We start from the raw sequence: 23,097 nt of genomic DNA, 5'->3' as shown, positions 1-23,097 counted from the left end.
TTTATGATAGTTAGTAATCAAGCGAAGCTGATTGATAGAAAGCAATTAGCCAAGCATCAAAGAAAACATCCTTCAAACTATGAATTAGTTTTGGAATCGAATGGTGAATTGGTTCGCTACTATCAAGATGAATTTACTTACGCAAAAGCAGAGGCAATAAAGGCTGTTTTGCAAAGACAAGGGGATATTCAATCCCCTTTTGTTTATCTTGAAAAGTTAGAAAGTGAAATATGGTATGCGTGTTCATTCGATAATGAAGGTGTTCATGCAGAAGCGGTTGCTGATTTAGAAACACTGCTTCATGACCTTAGTTATGATATTCACATTGCATCAAAAATTCTCGTTGCAAATGGAGAATTAAACTTTCAAAAAGACAAGCAATACCCAATCAATCCAATATCTCAAGATGATTTGAAGCCGTTTGCTTTAAAGCAAGTAAAAAAGTCGATTAAATCGGTCACTCTTCCAGTTGTTTTGGTGCTTATTATCGCTATTTCTTCTGTATGGTTTTTTTCTGAAAATGAAACTCAGACAGTCGCAGTCGCTGAGAAGCCCAAAACTGAAAAAGAGCTCTTTCTTGAAGGTTTTGATACAAATGTGCTTGCTTCAGATGTGATTGATAATGCGTTGAACATCTTTATAGAAGCAAAGCTTGCTCCTGCCCCTATTGAAATCGACAAGGTTGATTTGGATGGTGACAGGTTGGTTTCATCACTCAAGCTAAATGACGTTCGCCAGAAAGTCATTCGAGATTGGTTAGAGAGTAATGAGGGATTTAAAAATCATTACAATCTTAGCAACAACCAGTTGTCTGTTTCACTTTCTCATGTAAGTGGATTTAATCCGGCTTTTATCTCTAGTTATAAAAGCGATCTGATTGATGCTTTAGAGTGGCTAGGTGCGAAAGTAACTAAGAAGTCAGAAAGCCTTTTTGAAGATATTTCCGTTGTATATTTTGAGTTGGAACTGGACGCTCATTTGGGAAATGTTCGAATACTTTCATCCATTCTAAAGACTCCATCAGTAACAATGAAATCATTCAGCATGACTAAACAAGACAGTGAAAATGTCAAATTAGTCATGTCCTTTAATTTGCAAGGGTTAGTAAATGAACTTTAAGAAACTTCCAAAGAAGACCATTTATATTTTAGTTTTTGCTTCGTTTTTGGTTATCTATTCGGTTTACGATTTTATATCTTCGGATAGCCCGAAAGCTCAAGTAGTGGTTGATGCTGCTGAGTTAGATGTATATAAGCAGATAGATTTGGCAGAGCAAGATCAATCTCCATCCACTTCGATTGATGTGGCCAGTGCAACAACAGAGCTTCCAAAACAAAGTGTGGACGATGTACGAAGTCAGCCTTCGTCTTATTACGAAGCCAAAAAATCGACAAGTGTTACAAAAGCTAGTCATGAAGTGAAACAGCCAACCTTCAAGCTCACAAAAGACGGTGAGAAAGTGCTTCGAAATCTTGAGAGCAAATACTCAAACACTGTTCAAATCGACTACGTTAATTCACAGATAGCATTGAAAGAAGCTCAAAAGAAACTTGAAGAACTGAATGCACCGTCTATTGATGAAGTACAGCAAAAAGCTCTTGATAAAGTTACTTTAACTATTCCGTTTAAAGACCGGATCGTTGTTTCTAGCATTATCACGTCAACAAAAAGCAAACGCGCTTGGGTGAGCGTGGACGGTGAGGATTTACCAATTGCGGAAGGGGCGGCGTTCTATGGTGTTAAAGTTGTCTCTATATCGAGTAATTCGGTCATTTTCAGAGACCTTGGCACTAATGAAACATTCCAAAAATTCTTTAATCATCAGATGGTTCCTGAAGGTGGTGTAAGTGAGTGATGATATTACTGAATCATTAAAAGGTGTTCGTCTGATTTCGGGGCGAACGGGTAGTGGTATTTCATCACCTCTAGCTGCGGAATGGAACTCGATACAGTACAAGTACAAAGGTCGAGTCATTAGTTTCATGGAGGAACCTGTATCGGTTGATATTAGTACCAATGAGAAAGGTGGTTTAAATGAGTGATGTGTTACAAACGGAGGGGCTAAAGAATGTTTACCTTCGGCATCAAGATGCCGTATTACTGGATAACGGAGAGATCCATACCAGTGATTTAGATAGTCAATCAATACCGGAAATTATGAAGGAATACAAAGAGCATCGAAATTTGATTCCTGAGTTAAACGGTCGGCGACCTAAAGTTGTTAAGAAATCTGTGAGTGAGGTTGCAGCGTATATTGACAAAACAATATCAAACAAAAACAACTTTGCTTTTGTGGATAAAGCGAAAATATCCAAGATTGCTGAAGCCGCGAGGGATATTCTACAAAAATCGGCCATGCTTGGTGTGTCTGATATACATTTCGAGATATATCGAGATAGAACCGAAATCAACGTTCGGGTAGATGGACGTATTACACCGCTACAGAAACAGATCCCCGAAAAAGAATTCGGTATGCTGCTCTGCGGTTACATGTTCAACGAAGCAACTCAGAAGAAGCATGACTTTTCTGAAAATAAAGCTAACGATGGACGACTAGAAATCGAACTTGATACGCCAGATGGTAAGCGTTTGTGTAAATGGCGGCTCGCATACATTTATGCAGATGGAGGGGGTCAGCTAACGCTTCGTTGGTTAAATAAAGATCCTAACATTCCTGAGATCACCGATTTGGGATGGGAACAAGGCCACTACGATACATTTATTGATTTTACTGACTCATCAAATGGCGTTTGTTTGATTTCGGGGCAAACGGGGAGTGGTAAGTCAACAACTCTAGCTGCGGCTTTGAACTCGATGAAGGGCAAAGGTCGAGCTATCAATACCATTGAAGAACCAGTGGAGTTTGATATTGGTGTGATTCAAACATCGATTTCAAATACTGCTGACAGCGATACTTTTGTAGATGTGGCCAAGTATTTATTGCGTCACGATCCAGACGTCGAAATGCATGGTGAAGTCCGCGAAGAAAAAGGGGCTATGAGTGTGTGCCGCAAAGGTGAAACAGGGCAGTTGATGTTTGCTACTTTACATACATCTTCATGCATCGGTATCGCACATACTCTGTCTGAACAAATGGGTGTCCCTGTCTCTTTGATTTCTGCACCAAACTTGATGAGGCTTTGGATCTATCAGGCTTTAGTCAGAAAGGTTTGTCCTAAGTGTTCGTTAACCAAAGAAGAAGCTTTGAACGTCCTATCACAAAGAGATAAAGGTCGTTTAGAGATCTGGATTGAGACACAAAAGGATAAGAGCCTCGATAACGTCAGGTTTAAAAATCCCGAAGGTTGTTCACATTGTATCAAAGGCGAAAAGGGGCGAACGAGCGTTATTGAAATGCTTGTTTTAGACGATGAAGACCGCCGTTACATTCTCAATAAAGATTATCTCGGATGGGCTCAGGCACTAAAAGCGAAAGGCTTTAAAGATATTATTAGTCATGCAAATTTAAAAATTTTGCGAGGTGAAATAGACGTCTTTACAGCAAGCGAGCGAGTCCTAGGGCTGATGCCGCAAGAGACAAGAGATATTTACAATTCTTTCTTTTAAGGTGTTGTATGGCAATCAGAATGAATGTACAGAGTCAAATTGAGCTATTACAAAAAATAAAGCGTCTCTCGGATGCGGGCGTTTTACAAAAAGGAATAGCAGACCAAATATCAAAATACGGTAATAAGAAGGAGAAGTTAGCGGCTGAAAGTTGCAAAATCTCATTAGGAAGCGGTTTTTCAATGGCTCACGGCTTGAAAGATTACCTTTCTAAAAATGCCTACCTTAGCTTATTAAGCAATGAAAAACTTGGTGAGTTTAACGCAGGTCTACAAGATGCGATTGATTCACTAAAAATAGAAAATGCTAGTACAACTCAGTTAGTTAAGGTTTTTAGGAAACCGATTCTGAGTTTAATCATTGTTTTTTTGGCGAGCGCACTAACTTCCAAGTTCGCTTTCCCAAGTTTGGCTGAATTGGTTAGCCGGAGGCGATGGGGGACAGTCAGTGTATTAGCAAATGAGTTTGGCTTGTTCTGGCTTAACTATGGTTTAGTAATATCAGTCATATTTTTTATCGTTTTCATATCAATGTTTATCAGTTTAAAATATTGGTGTGGTGATAGTAGAAAGTATGTAGATAACTTGCCTGTTTATAAGCAGTATCGTTATATTCAGTGCGCAAACTTATTAACGTCTATTGCTCATCAAGTCTCTATTGGAACAAATATCAAACAAGCTTTACTTCAATATCAAGAAGAGTGTGGAAAGTATGTGTCACTCCACATAGATAAAATGTTTGATATTATGGGGACTGGTAAAACAAACCTCGGTGACATCTTCGATACAGGTCTTTTAGTAGATGAAGAAGTCGATACATTAAAATTACTTGGCGATATAGGAGATTTTTCTAAGACATTAAAAAGAAGTTCGATTATTCATCAGGAAAAATTAACTGATGAAATTAATAAACTAAAAACTTGGGGCGTTAGAATAACCAATGTTGTGACATATTCATTTGGTTGCCTCGTCCTGTCTGGTGTAATGCTTCTAGCATTCGATTCAATCACTAAAGTAAAATTCGGGTATTAAAATGAGTTTAAAAAAACAACGTGGTGCGCTAAGTGCAGAGTTTATCGGTTATTTAGTGGGTATTGTTGCAATGCTAATCTTTGTCGCGTCTCAGTCTCCCAAAATTTGGGATAAGGCTAGAGAGATCCACTTTACATGGCAAGCTAACCAAATCGCACAGGCTGTTCCAAACTGGAAAAAAGGTCGAACTGGTTTCACTGGTGTATCGATAGCAAAAGTATGTGCTTCTGGTGAATTAGGTAAATCTGTTTGTGGTGACTCTGACGATGGTAAAGGCACAAACATCTATGGCGGTGACTGGGATATTAGAGTAAATTCAGGTTCATCTGGTCTTTTTGATGTCGTGGCCACGATTCCACAAGATACTAATAAGATTGCTTCTTTGGCTGATTCAGTAGCTTCCTCAACGCGAGGTGACTGTACAGAGGCTAGTGGTTGTTCGTCCATTTCAACGGGATCCAATAGCATTACAATGACCTACTAATGAATAAGCAGAGAGGAATCTTAACTGGTGAGTTAGCCGTAAAACTTAGCATCCTCGTTTTTTTATTAATAACGTTAGTTCCTCCTGTCGCTCAATTGGGATATTCATATGCTTCAGCTAAATCAGTTGAAGCATATGTGAATAAAATAATCCAATTGAGTAATGTAAATTATTCAGAGGATGTGTTGAGCTCTCGGTGTCTAAGTCAAACTGAGCTGTCTATGAGTCATTTAAATCTAGATAGCTCTTTCAATTCAATTGATTTCACAGTCGAGTATGTTCAACATTCAACAATGACGAATGTTAAGCCAGTGGCTATTAAAATAACTGCTCACTTCAATGATAGTTCTATGCTTTCAAGTGTTTCAAGATTTCTAGAAAGCAATGAATATAGTGCCAATTCAATGATATTTTATGCTCCTTTAAGTTTTAGTCTTCCAGATTGGCAGCAATTGGATGTAATTACAGGGTGCATTAAATAAGTGAGGTTTTTTGTACAAGTCTTTAAACCGCGAAAAAGGTTTATCTAGTCTTGCTGCATTATTAATTGCGTTAACGATTACATCAGCATTTGTAATTTATTATTCGCAGTATGTTCAGCATCAAAGAATGAACCAAACCGCTGAGAAATTTTATGAACGTTTACTCTATTACAGAGATTCAATTCATGCTTATGCAGCGGATCGTTATCAGGCGGGTTGGGGTGTAAATACCCAATCCATTTTTCCAACAGGATTTAGTGACTTGGAAGGAGTGTATATCCCAACTTGTTCGGTGAGTGACAACGAGAAAGGCTTTTGTGAGCGTTATAATCAAACATCACTAGGCTTGATACCTGACAGTAACTACTCAGTTGTTCCCGTTCCTAATGCTGCAAGTCCTACCCATTACAGAGCTGAAATTGTTATCAACTTGCCGGATAAAACAGACAATAATTTCAAGTTCGAACGTGCAGCAGTTCTTCAATACGCATCACAGATGCCAAATGTCGTTTACAACGATGCAAGCAACACGCTCACATTGCGAGTAGACAGACCAGACAAGGCTTTTGCTTACGATTCTCTAGTTAAGCGTAGTGGTGACGATTCAACGCTGCTAGGCGATTGGGATGTGGGCGGCAACTTTGCAATTACCAATGTTAAAGACGTAACGATAAGGAATTCTGACGGAACACAAAGAGGGGTATCAGGTCGATTAACGGATATTTACACCGTTGGACATGGTGCCTGGATTCAAAAACCTAAATGTCCAACAGGAAAAAGTGTTGTACCAAGTTTTTCAATTACGGAGGTGTTAACAGACAGATATCACACATTAACCGGAATGCAGCGTGCGTATAAGCTTAACGAGACAGCTACTCATATCCAAGTAGGGCTTGATGCCAGCGCAAAACGAAATTCAAACAGCGATAATGTAGCTCTACATTTAGGGCTTGTTACCGTCAATCTACAATGTAAATAAATAGGAGATGGACAATGAAGAAACGGCTTATCGCCGCTCTCTTAGTGGTTCTTGGTAGTGGTAGTGTTGCTGCCAAGATAACATATGACGAAGCGATTAAAACAGATGATCAACTCAATGCATACAATCCACACACAACTAGAACTAACGGCTTTACAACTAGTGAGCTATCGCTACAAACAAGTGGTGGAAGTGCTAAACATTACTCTACATCAGCAATAAATACTGTTCGCACTGTGACTATGGAGCCAACATCTACTTATAATTGCGCTTTGGCTGGCGTTGAAGGTGATTACAGAGGCTTTATGGAACAAGGAAAAGTCTATGAAAACAGTGGCCGTTGGATCCTTCATGCAAGTGCGGGAGATACAACTGTGACTGCAAGAGCAGTTTGCTTTCCTAAATAAATAATAAATATAGTTGTTAACGGTTAAACCCTCAGTTAGTATTAAATATATTTAACTTTCTGAGGGTTTTTTATGACAAGAACCGAGTTTAAAGACCACTATGAGTCAAAGGGCTGGACAGCTCCTGAACTTGCAAATCGGTGGGGATACACAGCGCCCACACGCATTCACCAAATAGCAGCAGACGTAGAAAACGGGCATAAGCGCGCGCAGTCATATATCGATATGTTACATGGCTTACCTAATAAAAATAGTTAAACATATTTAATTTTTACATTGACAGTTAAATATTTTTAACTGTAAAATGTACTCAGTTAATCAAGAAATGGACACTTAAAATGAAAAAATCGCTTGTATTCATCACCTTGGCTATGGCATCTCAGGCAACAATGGCGATCGAGAATGGAACGTCTCTAGACTGGTCTCAATATTCAGATATGGCTACATTCAACTGTACCGGTACAGTCATTGGTGGCAAGTATCTGCTTACAGCTGGCCACTGTGAACTACAAAATAATAACATTCTTTTCTCTGATGGTAGCTTTAAAAGTGCGACAGTCAGCAATAACCCTCTAGGTCTTGGTGATCCGAATGGTCCCGATATTTCGGTTTGGACTTTAGACACTCCTTACCAAACAAAAGACATTCGTTTCGTTGCGAACTTGAATAGTGAGCCCGTTAACAATGGCGATACCATCAATATTTATGGTTTTGCTGGAACCCAACAGTTAAAGGTTGCACAGACACAAATTAACTCTGCTGGCACAGCTAACCCATATTGGTACGCTTCAATTGATACTGGTAACGGTACTACACAAGCTGGCGACAGCGGCGGTGCTTGGACAAACCAAGTCGGTGATATTGTTGCTATCCATAACTCTGGTGCAGCCGGTACGATGTTAGCGACTCGATTAAGCACAGTGAAAGATTGGTTACTCGATGAAGTAGATGCTTGGCACTATCCAACTCTAGCTACGACGACCGCTAATAGTGCAACAATTACCGTTCAATCACTGCATCGTAACGTAACGGCTGATTCAGCGTATACAGATGGAGCAATTACCCTTGTAGGTGGCTCATGCTTAGGAAATAACGCAATTGCTGCTTTTGATAAATGTACCTATATCGTTGAAGGTTCCGGAGAGGGCAAGCTTTATCTCTCAGCAAATGAATATGTGCACGTAAACAAACCTAAACCAAGCATTCCTGACGGTGGTAATACAGGTTCTAGTGGTGATTCAGGCGGCGGCTCAGTTGGATTTGGTTTACTTTTACTTGGTGCTTTAGGGTTGCTGAGAAAGAAAAAATAAAATCACGAACTTTGAAAAAGGCAGTTTAATTAACTGCCTTTTTTATTGGGGTTTATATGGAATTAATCAAATATTTGTTAGCGTTTTTATGTTTTATCCTGTTTTTTAAATTAATCAGAAAGCAATTCGGTTTGGACTGTCATTTTGTAAGAGACAGAAATATCAGAACACTTCAAATGACTCTGTGCGCGATAGTTTGTTTATCTGTTTCAGACTCAGAACCAATTTTTTATCTACTGGCCGCTTTTCTTCTGGTTGTCATTCATTGTTATACATTCGTGATCAAAGAGTGTGAAGGCTCAAAGTTAGCGATCGTTCCCGACCTACTTAACAGGCGCTCAGTATCAGTGCATCTAGCGCGGCCAACACAGGCATTTGATAAAGCAACGTACTTGGAACTCAAGCTGTTGATCAGCAGACTGAAGAAAGCCAATGTATCGAAAGTAACACTATGCTCCCCAATGCTCTATAAGTCAGACAAGGCGCGGAATCAAAGTAGGCTGAACAAATTATTAGTGTCCGAAATAAAGCATATTGAAAGTAAGGAGGTGAATTGCATCTGTAAACCATTATCAGTGGCAACACTTTCTTATTACAAATATATAAGAAGGGAGAAAAGCTTGCAGAATTTAAATGTCTTAAAGTGGTATCAAATCGAAATTCATTTAACCTAGCATGCAAATAAAAAATTCGCTATCTGCTAATTTTTTATTTGTATGGAACAACGCGAAGCGGCGTTAGTAATAGCGGATAATCTATGAAATATATATTACTTTTATTATTGATGTGCTCATTTTCAGTTACTGCACATGCACAAGTAAAAAAAGGCGAAAGAAATTACCTTGCTTGGTCGTCAACCTATAACAGACCTGCGCCGAAAGCTGCACATTGTGTGAAATATTGCGATGTAATCAAAACTTATAGCCAGATTTACGGTGTACCAGAGAACCTTGTTATATCAGTAATTAAAAATGAAAGTGGTTTTGATGCATCTGCGGTATCACCGAAAGGGGCTAAAGGCTTGATGCAGATAATGGACTCAAATTCTAAACACTATGGTATTGATCCATTTAATCCGAATGAAAACATTAATACGGGTGTTCAAATGCTTTCTAAGTTGATCACTAAATATGAAAGCATTCCTTTGGCTTTGGCGGCTTACAACGCTGGGGAGAGCAATGTAAAAAAATACAAAGGAATTCCGCCATTTCCAGAAACAGAGCAATACATAGCTCGTGTGTTAAATCATTATGAGGAACTTAACGATGTTAAAAGATAAATTTTTACTATTCATATTTCTGACCACGCCATTTTTCTATTCAATATTTTCACCAGACGCAAAGGCTGACTCTGATGCTGAATGTGCCATTTGGATGTGCTTACCTATGGGATTTCCATCTGGATGTGGAGAAGCTAAAAGTGAGTTTAAAAAACGAATCAAAAAACATAAATCTCCATTGCCTAGTTTTAGTTCCTGCTTAGTCGGTGCGTCTGTCAACGAAGATAATTCAGATAGATTTGATGCAAAATCAGGCATTGCCGCGTTAATTCCCCCTTATAAATATTGCGTGAGAGAAGAAAGGTATCAGCATGGAAAAGATTCGGAAACTCGGTGTGTCGAGTGGGGCATGACTCAACAAGAAATTGTTAAAGGCACTTATTGTCAGTATTCGAGCAAAAATGGTTATCGATCGCCACGTCATTGCTCAAAAACGTTGAGGTTTACCGAAGTTTACAGAAATGGTCAACTCTACGGTGAAACACACTACTACTAACTAATAGACCGTTACACTTATCATGAACGTTATCCACAACAAAGGTGGGTAAGCTTGCAATGAGTTAATTATATGAGTGATTTTATAGAAACGATTTTTGGCTTAGTTCCGAAAGATAAAGAGTTCGAATGGACGTGGGTTGAGCAACATTTTGGAGGGTTACGAGAACTTTATGAGACCGCAGGAGTAACAGAAATCTTCGTTGACCGATTTGATCGAGTGTCAATTGAAAAGAACGGTCGAATTGAATTTACAGACGTAAAGTTTGAATCTGAAGCTAAGTTTGTAAATCTCATAAATCAAGTATCAGTTGCATTAAATCAAGAATTTAATGCAGAGAATCCCATTTTAGATGCACGTTTACCCGATTGTTCTCGCCTTTGTTGCACGTTGCCACAGGTAACACCGCAAGGTGCAACCATGACATTACGTATCGCACCCAAGGAGCATATAAAGCTTGAAAAACTTGTTGAGTATGATGCTCTAACTGATGAAATGTATGCATACCTTGTTGATGTAATTAAACAAGGCAAGAACATTTTAGTGTCAGGGAATACAGGCAGCGGGAAAACAACGCTGTTGAGAGCACTCTCTAGATACATACCCATAAATGAACGGATTGCCATTTGCGAAGATACGCAAGAGCTCTATATCGATTGGCTGCCTTTCAAAATCGCAATGGAAGCACCACACCGAAAAGATTCATTTATTGATATGGCCAAGTTGATCGAAACGTCTCTTCGTGTACGACCGGATCGAATCTGGGTTGGAGAAATACGGAAACCAAGCGCTGCTGATGCATTTTTGCAAGCAATCAATACTGGTCACAGCGGCTGCGCTACCACTCTCCATGCGAACAGTTGTGATGATGCTGTTTCGCGCTTGCAATACTTGATTGCAAGCCAAGGTAATATCAGCTTTGAGTTGGCTAAAAAACAGATTGTCGATAATGTAGATGTGTTTATACAAGCATCTAGACACTTCAGCTATGGCCGGAAGATTATCGAAATTAAAGAAGTTCGGCAGGGTGAGTTGGTTAACATGTTTCATTTTGACAAAGTAAAAATGAAACATGTGTCAAACAAATTGGCTTAAAAAACAAGATCAGCAGATAGGATTGACATCTAACGTTTGGTAAAATGTTTTGTATTGTACAATACAAAACATAATTATGATGAAGCCGACCGTTGATACTTATAATGAACTTCAAATCGCTTATGATTTTTTCAATGAGCGACTTTTCGCTAATGAACTGCCTCACTGTTTGATCACGTTACAGCGTGAAAAAAGCACTTACGGCTATTTTAGCGCAAGCCGTTTCGTTAGTAAGTCGGGAAAAACGACTGATGAAATTGCATTAAATCCGGCATATTTCGCCATTTGTCCACCCGAAGAAGTTCTCCAAACCTTAGCTCATGAGATGGTACATTTATGGCAGCACCATTTTGGAAACAAGGGGAGAGGTGGTTATCACAACAAAGAATGGGCTGATAAAATGGAGTCCATCGGTTTGATGCCATCGCACAACGGTAAGGAAGGTGGAAAGAAAACAGGTGACAAAATGGCTGATTATATAATCAAAGGTGGCATTTTTGAAGCCTTATGTAATGAGCTATACAGCGGAAATTTCAAAATCTCTTGGGCGGATAAGTATCCGGCCAGAGAGATTGTCAAGAACGCGATTGCAACTAACACTCTACATGAAATTGTCGATATACTTGAAGAGTGGGGAGTTCAAGCCAATGAACAAGGTGAACTACAAATTATAAGCGAGGTGAAACCTACGCGAGTAAAATTTGTGTGTGAACGGTGTTTTAATGCGGCTTGGGGAAAACCATCATTAAACATTATGTGCGGTGATTGCAATGTAAAAATGACCGCAGAAGATTAACAATCAATAGGTGCAAAATGGACATAAACGAACTGAATAATTTAAGAAAGCTAAGAAAGCATCTTAAAACCGAACCATCCAGCTTAATCAGTGAGATTATCGAAAAGCTGACAATTGTTCACGATGAAGTTTACGAACGTGAACAAAGAGAAGTAGAAGAAAAAGCACTTCAAGAAGAAATCTTAGCAGCACAACGGAAGGCCATTATTGAATCTGGTGTTGATATAGCATCATTAATGGAAGCCTTGGCACAAGATGTTCAGCAAAGAAAAGGAAGAAAAATAAGAACCAAACCAAGTCAAACACCAGTAGAACAACCAAGCCAAACTCCAAACGAAAACGCCAAACAGGAGTAAATTCAATCCCCAAGGATTGCTAATTTACTCTTTCCTTCAAAAAGCCTTTACCCCAATAAATGTTAAAAATCCCCTAGGATTTTTAAAGACATTTAGACCAACGGGGAAAGGCTTTTTTCATAAAAAAACTAAGCGAGAAAGCCACTCTCCCCCCCCAATTTTGTCTCACCCTCCATCTAAAAATTGGGGGAAAAGCGGAGTGGGTCGAGCGTGTTTTTTTCAAACAAGCGGATTTTTCGTCAACGAAAAAGAGGCTTAGTTTGCCTAGCTTAAAATCATTCAATCGCAACAAGCGCCCCCTTGCGGGGTTCAATTGAATGGTTTTAAGTGCGTTGAACTCCGTTCATAAGCATCTAAGGCAACTTTTCAGCCCACTGAAAATTGACTTAGACGGGGGAGCCGAAACAAACGATTCGCCCCAGCGAAAATCGAGACTGCCCCAGCAGTCGGTTTGTTTTGGGGGCTTGCCCCAAAAACCGTCGAAGTGGGCGAGACCAAGCTCGTCTTCGTAGTCGAACGCGATATTTTCTAGCATGTGAGGAACGAACGCAGAAAATGAGCTGTGAGCACTTGAAGAGGGGCTTGGTCTCGCGCAGCGGGACGGTTTTTGCCATAGGTTGGAATGGATTATTTTCAATCGTCCAGATTGGAAATGATTCATTCCAACCCATTGAAAAAAGAGCCTTTTTTCAATGATTCCCCATTCATGGGGAACAGATAGATATGGTCGTCCAGAACATATCTATCCTAATCCTTCGGTGTTTCCTGTCGGTGTTACCAAGACACCGAGCAATAACACCGAAGAACGACACCGAAATAACTCAAGGAGTGCAACGAATGTTTCTAGAAGTTATTGAGTTCGGAATCTTCAAGCTATGCTTGATTCTCGCATCCAAATTGTATGTATTTACATACTATTTTGGATGGATTCTTAGCTTAATCTCTGGTTTTCTTCTACCAATAATCTACTTTGACAAACCGGATAAAGTAGAAGATGACAGCGTACTAAGAAGAGCGTTGATCGCTTTGGCCTTCGTGCTAATACCTATCGGCGTATTCAGCAACTTAACGATCCCGCACTTGATCAAGTTCATTCAAGAGTACAAGATCTCTGTAGATAAAATGGTTCAGTATCCATTTTACTCAATCTTTAACTTTCCAATTTTCTTGGGCGGCATTGGCCTTCATATCTTCTTTCGAAGACGCCTCACACCACTCATCAATAAATTGAAAATAGCTTCAACTAAAAAAACAAAGTTAATGCGTGATGAACGTACAGACGTTCGCACGATCAAAGAGTTTTTGCCGAAGAGTATCGACTATGATCCACTGGATTATATCGATCTAAAAAAAGGGGTCTTTGTTGGTTTGGATGTAAACAGCAAACCGCAATACATCCCTCTTGAAACTCTACAGAAGCAGCATTTAGACGCTATAGGCACAACGGGTGCGGGTAAAGGTGTTGCGGTTGGTTTGGTGCTTTATCAGTTGATTGGTGCAGATGAAGGTGTATTTGTGCAAGATCCAAAAAATGACGAATGGGCTCCGCACTTGATGAAAGCTGCGTGTGACCATTACGGAAAACCTTTTTATCTAATTGATTTAAACAAACACGATCCTCAGCTTGATTTGTTAGCAGGTGCAACACCTGAACAAATAGAAGAATTACTTGTTGCAGGGTTCAGTTTGGCAGAAAAAGGAGACCTTGCCGACTTCTACCGTATTGATGACCGAAAAGCAGCAAGGAAAGCCCCACAGTTGGCTATGGAAGAAGAGTTAAAAACCCTCGCATCACTTTTCAACACTCCCTATGTTCAGGGTCTTCAAGAGACTGTAAAAGCGTTTTACGGGAAGCTTGAAGAAATGTCTTTAGTCGGGTCAATCAATGCAGAAGGAGGATTAAACCTGAAAGATGTGTTCGACAACGGAGGGTGTTGTTACATCATTGGTTCAATCCGAAATGCAAAAGTTCTGATTGCTCAGAAAATGATTCTGCTTCGAATTTATCAACTTGCTGAAAGTCGAGATAGGGTTAACGGAAAACCTCGACCGATTGCGATTTTCTTAGACGAGTTGAAATACCATATTTCACGAGCTGTTTTGGAGGGGTTGGGCGCGATACGTGATAAAGGTGTACATATTCTCATGGCACATCAATCAGTAGCCGACTTGCGGGACTGTCCCGCAGATCTAAATGGTGATGCTGTTGTTGGGTCGGTTGTCGAAAACTCAAAAAACAAAATTGTGTATAAAATTCAAGATCCGGAAACGGCAAAGTGGGTTGCTGATATGTCGGGGACAATCCTTGTTGATGATGAAACAAGGAGAGTTGAGACAAGCAAATCTCTAACTGAAAATGTGGATGGTACAAGAAGTATAAAGTTAGCGGAGAGAAACTTTGTAGATTCAAATATGTTAATGAACCTGCCTGAAAAAGTTAGTTTCATTTTCACGGCCAGTGAGATTGCCAAATCTTCCGTTATCCAACCTGTGAAAGTGAAAAAGAAAGAATTGTCTATCTATTCACCTTTCACTCAAGAAAGCATTTCATCACCTCTCACTGAGAGTGATGAAGATGAAGTGAGCGAATCAATCGAAACTGAAAGTTTGATTGATGATAACAGCGATTTAGATTTAGACATGTTCGTTGTCAACAACTCAAGCGATGACGATGATGAAAGCATTGAACTCGATAACTCAGAAGAGAATTTTACAGCAGAAGAGGAAGCCGACCTGTTGGCTGAACTCGAAAAACAAATTGAGGGCTTATGATGGAACTGAAACACAAAAGACTCGCCGCGCTGTGGGATCATATTAAGTTTAGTGACAGAGCTAAAAAGATAAAAAACCCAATAGACGGCGCGTTTATTCTATCTTCTATTTTTTCAATTTCTGCTTACGCAAGTAAGAAAAGTGAATCAATTGAAACCAAGTTTTCTAAAAAAACCGCACATAAGCTAATGGTTAAGCTTAAAGGGGTTCGGGATCAGTTCAGTCAGTTAGATTTAGAGTTTACATCCAAGTACAAGAACTTGGATGTTTGCTATATGAACACTAAGAAATTTCAGATTGATGTTGACCGAAAATTTATAACGCCTGAGACGGCAATGTTCATAAAGATTTTTTTGACCATTGATGACTACTTCACTCACCTCTACATGGCCAGAACTGGCGGTGAGCTAACAGAAAATGAAACTCTAGAACTAAGAAAGGCTTGTCTCGATCAACTGATTCGACTTCTAAACGAAGTGAATCAAATTTGTTTGTCGTTTCATAAAGCACGAAAAAGTATAGGTAAGAATCTATGAGCAATTTGATTTCATCAAAGGTTGATAGAGAAAACCGAAACTTAGAAAAAATGGCTATCGTTATCCGCTTCCTCAAACAAGAAATTTATACAGATTTAAAAACGTTAATGCTTTTGATGGGTTATAAAAGTCGTCAACCACTTGACCGACTGCTGACGAAGTTGATCAACATGGGGTACATTCAAAAACACGTTTTTGAATTTTCAACGGGGAGTATCTCAATTTGGGGCATTACTGATTTAGGTCTTGCTCAGTACATAGATGAAACCGACAGTGACTTTCAAGCTTTTGAACCATATAGAATCCGGTTCCCAACACTTAATCATAAGCTTCTCAATCAGCAAGTACGCATAAATTTAGAAAAAGCGGGTTGGACAAATTGGCGGAACGGAGACCGCCAATCTTTCAAAAAAGATTTTGCTGTTGAGCATCGACCTGATGCGATCATAACAACCCCAAGCGGAAAGAAAATCGCTATAGAAACAGAAAGAACGGTAAAAGCCATTTCTCGTTATCGTTCGATTTTCAAAAGTCACGTTATTGCTCGGCAAAAAAAATATTGGGACGCTGTTTTTTATATTGTCCCTGACGACAAGCTTCAAGCTGTTTTAGATAAGCGCTTCGATATGATCGAGTACATTCAATTTGATGAATCGAAGCATCCATTTACCAGTTATAAAAAAAATCTTGTTCGGATCTTTACGATTGAACAACTCCTGCATCTTAAAGAGGGCTAGAAATGAAAGTATACATAGCAGAAAAACCATCGTTGGCAGCCGCTATTTTTAGCGGCTTAGGTGGTGACGTAAAAACGCAGCGAAAAGATGGTTATTATCAAAATGGTAATAACGTTGTGACTTGGTGTGTTGGCCACTTATTAAGTATTTGTGAACCTCAAGACTACAACATCGATCATAAGCAATGGAACATCGAGCATTTACCCTTTCCAAGCGTCTATCCTCCTAAATTCAAACCAAGAAAAGGAGCAGAAAAACAACTAAAAACAGTGCTCAGTTTAATGAGTCAATCAACTAGCCTAGTCCATGCTGGAGATCCAGATAGTGAAGGTAATTTGATTGTCGATGAAATTATTACTTACGCTAATTACAAAAAGCCTGTTGAACGTTTATTAATCGCTGACCTTAACGATGCGCCAGTTAAAAAAGCATTGGCCAATATGAAGCCAAACTCAAATTATAAATATCTAACTTTAAAAGCATTGAGCCGCACTATTGCTGATAGTTCGGTCGGCATTAACTTGACTCGCGCTTATACATTAAAAGCGCGTGAAAAGGGCTTTACATCCGTTTTAAACGTGGGTCGTGTAATATCCACGCTGATAGGTATTGTTAACTCTGTGACACTGGCTAACCAAAATCACGTCAAAGCCAAATATTACGAATTATTTGGTTATTTTGCGGTTGGTTCAAACACAGTCAAAGCAAAGCTAGTGATTGATGATAGTTTTGAACGTGACGAGAAAGGGCGCTTGACCTCTTCACTGGAAGCGGCAGCCACTCAGAAAGCAGATTCCGGTGCCAGTGCAAGAGTTGAGAAAGTTGAAACTAAGCAAGAATCTTCAGCAGCTCCTGTACCTTTCAATTTGTCTTCACTGCAAATTGAAGCATCTAAGCGGTTCGGCTACTCAGCTAGTAAAACATTAGAGTACGCTCAAAGTTTATATGAGAAACACAAGCTTTTGACGTACCCACGTAGTGATAACCAATTTTTAGGTGAATCACACTATGCTAGTGCTGATGAAATTTTAACGGCAATCGCTGGGACGGTTGAAGGACTTGCATCGGCCACTCAATCGGCAGATACATCCATTAAGCATCGTTGCTTCAACGATGAACGTATTGAAGCGCACCATGCTGTAATACCAACATCTAAAAGTGGCCAAGGCGTCAGCCTCTCAGAAGGTGAACGAAACATCTATGAGATGGTTGCAAAGCGTTTTATCGCCCTGTTTTATCCCAACTCTTCGAGAGAGAAAACAACTGTGGAGTTTAGCTGCACAGAAAGAACATACGTGACTAACCAAACTACGCTTATCAAGCAGGGTTGGGAGGTGCTTTTTAAAGATCAAATCGAGGCAATTAAGAATGACAACACTTTTGATATTGGCTCACTAAAAAGCCCTACTGAATGCACATGTGAAAAAGTTGACATTGCAGAGAAAGAGACCACACCACCTAAATACTTCGATGAAGCGTCATTGCTATCAGCGATGACCAGAGCCGCAGATTGGATCAAAGATCCAGACTTAAAAGCTCAGTTGAAAGCAAAAGATAAAGGCAAAAAGGGGGAAAACGGCTCAATCGGTACAGAAGCAACGCGAGCTGGCCACATTGAAAAACTCAAATCGTTATCTGAGCTTATAAGCTTCAGCAAAGAAAAAGGCTATAAGAACCCTGTTTTTAAGACAACCAAAGCAGGACAACAATATTGCGAAATATTGCCTGACCGAATCGTAATGCCAGACACCTCAGCAATATGGGAGGGATACTTCAACCGCATCGAGAAGGGTAAGACAGAAGTTATTGAATTTATAAATGAAATTGATAGTTTCGTCCGTGATTTGGTTAAGAACGTTAAAGAGCAGGGAGTATCAATACAATCAGAAGGTGGCCATAAATGCCCTACTTGTCAGCAAGGCACGCTAATTCGTAGAAAAAATGCCGCAAAAGGTACATTCTTTCATGCGTGTAACCGCTATCCCGACTGTAAAACGGTTTACCCTGATGACAATGGAAACCCCCGCATAACGACTAAAGTGGCAGATAAACCCAAAGCAAGCGAAACTGAGTTTTGCAAATCCTGTGGTTCTGCACTGATTAGACGGGAAGGAAAGAATCCAAACTCATTTTGGTGGGGTTGTTCTGGGTTTCCTAAATGTAAGGTTAGATTTTTTGATAATAATGGAAAACCGGATAGAGACAAGGGTGAGTTATAATGCCAGCCCCTCACTTAATTACCACGAGAAACCCAATTGCTAGAGAAGTATTAAAAGATGAGTCAAATCTATTTATAGCTTCAAGCATTCAATCATTAGATGATTTTTTAAAAACTAAACTATCTGAAAATAAACATATATACTGTGGATTTAAAAAGAAGAGCATTGATTATTACTTAAAAAACAAATTAGATAAGTGTCACGTGTTATCTATAAGTTTTTCGGATGGTCATACGCTTTACCCCCCATTTTTCAAGTAAAAAAAGCTCACTTCTTCTGGGGTGAGCTTTTTATTTTCTAGCATTGTTTTAAATTAAGCATTTTTCCTATACCATTTTCCTGTTGAGCCGTCTTTAATTAAAAATACTCCTACACCAATAAAGATCAGACCTCCTATGAACATAGTTTTAATGGAAAATAAACCTATAACTATGCTAATAACTCCCCCCAACATTTCCGACAAGTCAACTCTATAGTTAGCTCCACAGGCTGAACATACTGTAAATCCATTATTAACCTGCGTCCCACAAAAACCACAATTCATAATAACTCCCTAGTATTTAATTTTTATTTTAGAGGTATGAAGCCCAATTAAACGAAAACATACGCTAAGCCTCTTACCCCGTACACCACCTGTTCACAGGCTTCCCCGTCACTTAAATACTTATAACAATAAGCGTTAACCTCCAAACGGTAGATTCTGTATCAATGCTCTAGCTTTGTGAGCTATTGCCCTAGCTTCCTCACCGTCTTGGCAATTATGCAAGACAACTGCACCTGCGTGCTCACCATTAATGCTTTCTTCCCACGCACAAACACGCCAATTTGTGCGTTTATCTTCTTCATCAAAAGGGTTCCCGTCACAAGAAGCAAACACCTCGGTGTGAATGGAAAGGTCTAGGGCTATACTGTTCCATACAAAGCATTCTTCAGGAAACACAAATTTTTTCCTCACTGTTTTGATTTGTCGGTTTTTGATGTATTGCGGCACATGTTCAGGATTGCTTTATCAGCAACAAAACAAGCATAAGAAGTAGACGAATCTGGGTAATCCTCTGCAAATGGATCTACTGTGTCAGCAACACAATGAACACCATCAATAGTAAAAAACTCTTCGCCGTCCTTTGACAAAAGAACCTTACCAATCTTTGCAGGTGTTCTATTGGAATCTTTCTTTTGATTAGTCACGGTTTCACTCCATCTACGAGTCAGAACGTTTATTACGAAAGTCCCATTCTTCAATAAGTCCCTCGACAAACTCACTTCCATAAATTTCATGAGACTCAATAAGTCCACAGATTTCAATTAGTGCATACATTCCATCACGCAAGGTATTGCAGGTTTCACCACGCAAATAAGCTGATAGCTTATTCATATCTGCACCTACAATATTATTGTTATAGAGATTAACGATCAGGCTTGCAGCGAATTTTTTCTCTTGAGCCATTCGACCAAAATATGCTAATGGTTTTCTAAATTTTTCATCAAGTGGGTGTATCTCATTTGGTCGAGGATTTAAGTTCACTTGGATATGGTCAAACTGTACATCTTGCATTTCATTATTTCCTATATGTTGTGTACCGGTATCAGCGACCGCATACTAGATATTGTGGTTTTGTAAGAGGGCGAAATTCCCCCCTTTTTTACAAAAGAATCCAACCATTGTTAGTTCGCTGCCATTTGCGTCCTAACTTACGTCCTACACGAAGATAGTGAGCAGCACCTTCTCGCGTAACGTTTTCTGTGTGGCCGTCTGCCTCTATAACACGCCAATTTGTTCTTGAGCTAATATCTGTAAATGTACGCATACAGATTCCCTATTTATCTGAATAAATTTTGTTGTGGTGTAGCTTTCGCTCAAAGAGTTTGAAGCTACTTCTAAGCTGCGCCTTTATTACTCGGCAAGGCACTATACCTAACTTAGCCATTCGCCAATTTGCCAGTCCCAAGAACACATCAATAAGATCGTTGTTATTTACTCTTCTCGAAGTAGACTTTTGCTTTCCATTCACAGTAACTTGCATTTTTACTAACTGGCCTCGTACTGGATGACAAGTAAAGCTAGTACCCTTTAGATTTTCATCTTTATCAAAGATCATGTTGTAGGGAATCTCAGAGCGAAGCCTCTTGGCCTTTAAGCGTTTAGATAACTCTTCTTCACGCTTGATAAGTGCGAGTAGAGCAGCTTCTTTAGTGCCGTATTTTGAAAAGCTAAAATATTCTTGCACTCCTAACGACTTATGCTGCAATCTCCAACATGTCGGGCTTTCTTTATTCGGGTGCAAACAATGCATAATTTCCCCGTTAAGCCAATAAAACTTCTTCTTGATTCAGCTCTGGCAAATGAGCCATAGATAAAATGGATTGCGCGGCGTCTTGCGCCATTTCTGCATCACTACCGTTAAGAGCATCTTCTATCATTTCCAGACGCTGAATTTCATTGCTTGAAGATGCAGCACAGATACCAACCGCCGGACGATTGTTTACATCGAACTCAGACATTTGCTTTTGAATGTCTTGCATAATTGGCTTGAACGCTTCTTCATTCTCAATGGCATACACCACTGTCACATACTTGGTCATATTTACCCCTATAAAATCTTTTAACGACTGCAACTTAAGTCGATTTCCATCATCAAATCAGTGACGCCATGCTGACCAAGCCCGAAACGTTTACCGTACACCTGACAATGAGTGCAGCGCATCCAGTCAAAGACTTGCTCTTTGTACTTGTCAAACTCACCAACGTTTGACCACTTTTCAAATTCATGATCACAAGTTTTAACGTGTTCAGGGAGTATGTCTCGTTCGTGTGTGTGAGCATTCTTATACTCCTGCGAGTATTTGTAATATTCCACGTTAGCACCGACATTATGTACCATATCCGCGCAATAAGAACAGACTAGCCACCATCCATGATTTTCACTTTCATCAGGATGGACATAGTATTTACCTACTGCCTTTTCACCCTCACAAAGTTCACAGAGGCGCTTTGGCTGCTTAGTCTTTGTTTGTCCAGTGAGAACATCAATTGCCGCTTCAAATGCTTCTCTGCTCAATGTAATTTCCCCTCCTTAACTGATTACTGGCAGAACGCTAGTCTTCTTGAATGTTTCCAGCTCTGACGCGAGCACGTGAAAACTAACTTCTGGCGGGTTGTTTTTCGAACCATTCATTTTGAACATTACTACGTGGTAATCGGAAACGTCATCAGCAGGAAAAATATGAAACTCTCCTGTCGATGGTAATTCAATGCTAAGACACGCCGTTCCATCAATCTTCAAGATCATTGGTGACTCTGCGCAGTTAGGAATAAGCTCAAACTTAAAACCTGTAAAATTATGTATATTCACGTTTTTTCCTAGTTAAGCTAAATCAATACTTCCATTGGTTTCACCCTCTTTGAGAGGAGCAGCCAATAGTGACTCATTAATCTCATTGTCATGCCGCCCGACAAAAACATGAGTATTCAACGCAGAAATTAGCAGACCAGACAAATGAATAGCTTCTGTCATATCAACTACAATCGGTTCGTCCCAAACTTCAAAATCTGCTTCATCTGCGATAGATATGGTAATTGGCATTGTTAACTTGAGATTGTCTGGTACAAAGAAGTCACAAGATAAGTATTCATCCTCACTACGTCTGTAAGCCCATAAATGAGCACTCACTGGCGTAGAACCAAAAAATTCTCTAGCTTTACCGATGATGACTTTAGCCGCCTTGTGCAGTTCAGAATTTGTAAATGTAAAGCCGCTAGGCGGTAGCTCTGACAAGCTTGATTCGTTTTCACTTTCGTAAAAGTCGCCCATACTTTCCCTCTACGCTTCACTGTCTTGCTTTAGCATGACGTTAAACGATGTGTTTGCGGCAATTGATTCACCAATAGGGACGTCTTTCAATTGTGAAATATCAGACTTAACAAACACGGCTTTAAGGTCAGATAGTAGCTGTGATTCGTTAACGATCATTGTTTCGTTACCCCCCTCTAGTTGAACCTCATAAACCACACCATAGTCACGCTCGATACGCTCTAAAACTTCCGCGTTCTTAGTTGGTTCGCCATCAATGCAAACCTGTACTTTTTGACCATTTTTAATAGACATATACAATTCCCCCTCTAAAACATTTCATCAGCGCAAGGCATATCAAAATCAGATGTTAAAACGCAATGCTCGCCTTTAATTGCGATCAAAGGGCTTTCATCCCCACGCACTGGACACTCATAAAAACGGATATCGGCTACAGTTCCAACGTAAGTCGGATTGGAAGCCAAAAAGTCTTTTTTGTTTAGAATTTTCTGCGCGAAAATTTTGTGAATTGGTTGTGATTCCGTCATTTTTTTGCCCCTTAAATGTACTGATTAAGCTCTGTTTCTAGTTGTTTAACCGAAACGTTATTTTCACTAGCCACTAGAGCCACAAACTCTGCATAACGTTCTTGACCATCTTCGCATGAGTCCATGAGTTGAAGAACGCGAGTAACACTGTCTGATTTCATCACTACTATCTCGTTGTTTGCTTAACTTGAGACAACTATAACACTTGGGTT

The 23,097-nt window shown here is 39.6% G+C and carries 32 protein-coding genes; 20 read left to right on the top strand and 12 right to left on the bottom strand.

Features of this window, described 5'->3' with window-relative positions:
• Nucleotides 1–3 precede the first annotated feature (3 nt).
• The 20 genes from AACT18_RS08090 to topB all read left to right on the top strand — a co-directional run bounded on the left by AACT18_RS08090 (nucleotide 4) and on the right by topB (nucleotide 18,546).
• Nucleotides 4–1,119, top strand: coding sequence for a hypothetical protein (locus AACT18_RS08090; RefSeq protein ID WP_094125918.1), 1,116 nt, complete (start codon nucleotides 4–6; stop codon nucleotides 1,117–1,119).
• Nucleotides 1,109–1,855, top strand: a complete 747-nt coding sequence (locus AACT18_RS08085) for a hypothetical protein (RefSeq protein ID WP_094125919.1) — start codon at nucleotides 1,109–1,111, stop codon at nucleotides 1,853–1,855. The genes AACT18_RS08090 and AACT18_RS08085 overlap by 11 nt, the downstream gene beginning before the upstream one ends.
• Entirely contained in the window at nucleotides 1,848–2,042 is a 195-nt protein-coding gene (locus AACT18_RS08080) for a hypothetical protein (RefSeq protein WP_094125920.1), read from the top strand. Before AACT18_RS08085 ends, AACT18_RS08080 begins: the two co-directional genes overlap by 8 nt.
• Nucleotides 2,035–3,567, top strand: a complete 1,533-nt coding sequence (locus AACT18_RS08075) for a GspE/PulE family protein (RefSeq protein WP_094125921.1) — start codon at nucleotides 2,035–2,037, stop codon at nucleotides 3,565–3,567. The genes AACT18_RS08080 and AACT18_RS08075 overlap by 8 nt, the downstream gene beginning before the upstream one ends.
• Before the next feature lie 8 nt (nucleotides 3,568–3,575).
• Nucleotides 3,576–4,598, top strand: coding sequence for a hypothetical protein (locus tag AACT18_RS08070; protein ID WP_094125922.1), 1,023 nt, complete (start codon nucleotides 3,576–3,578; stop codon nucleotides 4,596–4,598).
• A 1-nt stretch (nucleotide 4,599) separates the two neighbouring features.
• The gene (locus AACT18_RS08065; RefSeq protein ID WP_094125923.1) at nucleotides 4,600–5,082 is read left to right on the top strand and encodes a hypothetical protein; all 483 of its coding nucleotides are present in this window, start codon (nucleotides 4,600–4,602) and stop codon (nucleotides 5,080–5,082) included.
• The gene (locus AACT18_RS08060; RefSeq protein ID WP_094125924.1) at nucleotides 5,082–5,564 is read left to right on the top strand and encodes a hypothetical protein; all 483 of its coding nucleotides are present in this window, start codon (nucleotides 5,082–5,084) and stop codon (nucleotides 5,562–5,564) included. The genes AACT18_RS08065 and AACT18_RS08060 overlap by 1 nt, the downstream gene beginning before the upstream one ends.
• Nucleotides 5,565–5,574: 10 nt before the next feature.
• Nucleotides 5,575–6,543, top strand: coding sequence for a hypothetical protein (locus AACT18_RS08055; RefSeq protein ID WP_094125925.1), 969 nt, complete (start codon nucleotides 5,575–5,577; stop codon nucleotides 6,541–6,543).
• A gap of 14 nt (nucleotides 6,544–6,557) precedes the next feature.
• Nucleotides 6,558–6,950, top strand: a complete 393-nt coding sequence (locus AACT18_RS08050; protein WP_094125926.1) for a hypothetical protein — start codon at nucleotides 6,558–6,560, stop codon at nucleotides 6,948–6,950.
• Nucleotides 6,951–7,022: 72 nt separating this feature from the next.
• On the top strand, nucleotides 7,023–7,208 hold the full coding sequence (locus AACT18_RS08045; protein WP_141138085.1) for a hypothetical protein: 186 nt from the start codon (nucleotides 7,023–7,025) through the stop codon (nucleotides 7,206–7,208).
• 80 nt (nucleotides 7,209–7,288) lie between these two features.
• Nucleotides 7,289–8,260, top strand: coding sequence for a trypsin-like peptidase domain-containing protein (locus AACT18_RS08040; RefSeq protein WP_094125927.1), 972 nt, complete (start codon nucleotides 7,289–7,291; stop codon nucleotides 8,258–8,260).
• 757 nt (nucleotides 8,261–9,017) lie between these two features.
• On the top strand, nucleotides 9,018–9,539 hold the full coding sequence (locus tag AACT18_RS08035; RefSeq protein ID WP_094125929.1) for a lytic transglycosylase domain-containing protein: 522 nt from the start codon (nucleotides 9,018–9,020) through the stop codon (nucleotides 9,537–9,539).
• Nucleotides 9,526–10,035: a hypothetical protein gene (locus AACT18_RS08030; RefSeq protein WP_094125930.1), complete on the top strand. Its 510-nt coding sequence runs from the start codon at nucleotides 9,526–9,528 to the stop codon at nucleotides 10,033–10,035. Before AACT18_RS08035 ends, AACT18_RS08030 begins: the two co-directional genes overlap by 14 nt.
• A 72-nt stretch (nucleotides 10,036–10,107) precedes the next feature.
• A complete protein-coding gene (locus AACT18_RS08025; RefSeq protein ID WP_094125931.1) occupies nucleotides 10,108–11,130 on the top strand; it encodes a CpaF family protein in 1,023 nt (340 codons plus the stop codon).
• 76 nt (nucleotides 11,131–11,206) lie between these two features.
• The gene (locus tag AACT18_RS08020; RefSeq protein WP_094125932.1) at nucleotides 11,207–11,926 is read left to right on the top strand and encodes a SprT-like domain-containing protein; all 720 of its coding nucleotides are present in this window, start codon (nucleotides 11,207–11,209) and stop codon (nucleotides 11,924–11,926) included.
• A 17-nt stretch (nucleotides 11,927–11,943) separates the two neighbouring features.
• A complete protein-coding gene (locus tag AACT18_RS08015) occupies nucleotides 11,944–12,282 on the top strand; it encodes an H-NS family histone-like protein (RefSeq protein ID WP_094125933.1) in 339 nt (112 codons plus the stop codon).
• Nucleotides 12,283–13,119: 837 nt separating this feature from the next.
• Entirely contained in the window at nucleotides 13,120–15,054 is a 1,935-nt protein-coding gene (locus tag AACT18_RS08010; RefSeq protein ID WP_094125934.1) for a type IV secretory system conjugative DNA transfer family protein, read from the top strand.
• Nucleotides 15,051–15,590: a hypothetical protein gene (locus tag AACT18_RS08005; RefSeq protein WP_094125935.1), complete on the top strand. Its 540-nt coding sequence runs from the start codon at nucleotides 15,051–15,053 to the stop codon at nucleotides 15,588–15,590. Before AACT18_RS08010 ends, AACT18_RS08005 begins: the two co-directional genes overlap by 4 nt.
• Nucleotides 15,587–16,327 (top strand): MobC family replication-relaxation protein, encoded by a 741-nt coding sequence (gene mobC / locus AACT18_RS08000; protein WP_094125936.1) that lies wholly within the window; start codon nucleotides 15,587–15,589, stop codon nucleotides 16,325–16,327. The genes AACT18_RS08005 and mobC overlap by 4 nt, the downstream gene beginning before the upstream one ends.
• A 2-nt stretch (nucleotides 16,328–16,329) precedes the next feature.
• On the top strand, nucleotides 16,330–18,546 hold the full coding sequence (topB, locus tag AACT18_RS07995) for a DNA topoisomerase III (RefSeq protein WP_094125937.1): 2,217 nt from the start codon (nucleotides 16,330–16,332) through the stop codon (nucleotides 18,544–18,546).
• Between the two features lie 313 nt (nucleotides 18,547–18,859).
• Here topB and AACT18_RS07990 read toward each other — a convergent pair whose 3' ends face one another.
• From AACT18_RS07990 to AACT18_RS07935, 12 genes are all read right to left on the bottom strand, one after another.
• Nucleotides 18,860–19,090 (bottom strand): hypothetical protein, encoded by a 231-nt coding sequence (locus AACT18_RS07990; RefSeq protein WP_094125939.1) that lies wholly within the window; start codon nucleotides 19,088–19,090, stop codon nucleotides 18,860–18,862.
• Nucleotides 19,091–19,225: 135 nt separating this feature from the next.
• Entirely contained in the window at nucleotides 19,226–19,486 is a 261-nt protein-coding gene (locus AACT18_RS07985; protein ID WP_094125940.1) for a hypothetical protein, read from the bottom strand.
• A gap of 11 nt (nucleotides 19,487–19,497) precedes the next feature.
• Nucleotides 19,498–19,734, bottom strand: coding sequence for a hypothetical protein (locus AACT18_RS07980; RefSeq protein ID WP_094125941.1), 237 nt, complete (start codon nucleotides 19,732–19,734; stop codon nucleotides 19,498–19,500).
• Nucleotides 19,735–19,747: 13 nt separating this feature from the next.
• On the bottom strand, nucleotides 19,748–20,101 hold the full coding sequence (locus AACT18_RS07975) for a hypothetical protein (RefSeq protein ID WP_094125942.1): 354 nt from the start codon (nucleotides 20,099–20,101) through the stop codon (nucleotides 19,748–19,750).
• A gap of 262 nt (nucleotides 20,102–20,363) precedes the next feature.
• Complete coding sequence (locus AACT18_RS07970) at nucleotides 20,364–20,840, bottom strand: hypothetical protein (RefSeq protein ID WP_094150450.1); 477 nt, start codon at nucleotides 20,838–20,840, stop codon at nucleotides 20,364–20,366.
• Between the two features lie 10 nt (nucleotides 20,841–20,850).
• Complete coding sequence (locus AACT18_RS07965) at nucleotides 20,851–21,129, bottom strand: hypothetical protein (RefSeq protein ID WP_094125944.1); 279 nt, start codon at nucleotides 21,127–21,129, stop codon at nucleotides 20,851–20,853.
• A 20-nt stretch (nucleotides 21,130–21,149) separates the two neighbouring features.
• Nucleotides 21,150–21,605 (bottom strand): hypothetical protein, encoded by a 456-nt coding sequence (locus AACT18_RS07960; RefSeq protein ID WP_094125945.1) that lies wholly within the window; start codon nucleotides 21,603–21,605, stop codon nucleotides 21,150–21,152.
• A 15-nt stretch (nucleotides 21,606–21,620) separates the two neighbouring features.
• Complete coding sequence (locus AACT18_RS07955; RefSeq protein WP_094125946.1) at nucleotides 21,621–21,899, bottom strand: hypothetical protein; 279 nt, start codon at nucleotides 21,897–21,899, stop codon at nucleotides 21,621–21,623.
• Between the two features lie 12 nt (nucleotides 21,900–21,911).
• A complete protein-coding gene (locus AACT18_RS07950; protein WP_094125947.1) occupies nucleotides 21,912–22,358 on the bottom strand; it encodes a hypothetical protein in 447 nt (148 codons plus the stop codon).
• Nucleotides 22,359–22,367: 9 nt separating this feature from the next.
• The gene (locus AACT18_RS07945) at nucleotides 22,368–22,652 is read right to left on the bottom strand and encodes a hypothetical protein (protein WP_094125948.1); all 285 of its coding nucleotides are present in this window, start codon (nucleotides 22,650–22,652) and stop codon (nucleotides 22,368–22,370) included.
• Between the two features lie 14 nt (nucleotides 22,653–22,666).
• Nucleotides 22,667–22,885, bottom strand: a complete 219-nt coding sequence (locus AACT18_RS07940; RefSeq protein WP_094125949.1) for a hypothetical protein — start codon at nucleotides 22,883–22,885, stop codon at nucleotides 22,667–22,669.
• An 11-nt stretch (nucleotides 22,886–22,896) separates the two neighbouring features.
• Nucleotides 22,897–23,046: a hypothetical protein gene (locus tag AACT18_RS07935; RefSeq protein ID WP_161439656.1), complete on the bottom strand. Its 150-nt coding sequence runs from the start codon at nucleotides 23,044–23,046 to the stop codon at nucleotides 22,897–22,899.
• Nucleotides 23,047–23,097: the final 51 nt, after the last annotated feature.

It is taken from the genome of Vibrio sp. V04_P4A5T148, from assembly GCF_963875605.1.
Classification (GTDB): domain Bacteria; phylum Pseudomonadota; class Gammaproteobacteria; order Enterobacterales; family Vibrionaceae; genus Vibrio; species Vibrio anguillarum.
This window is presented reverse-complemented; position numbering and strand designations above follow the sequence as displayed.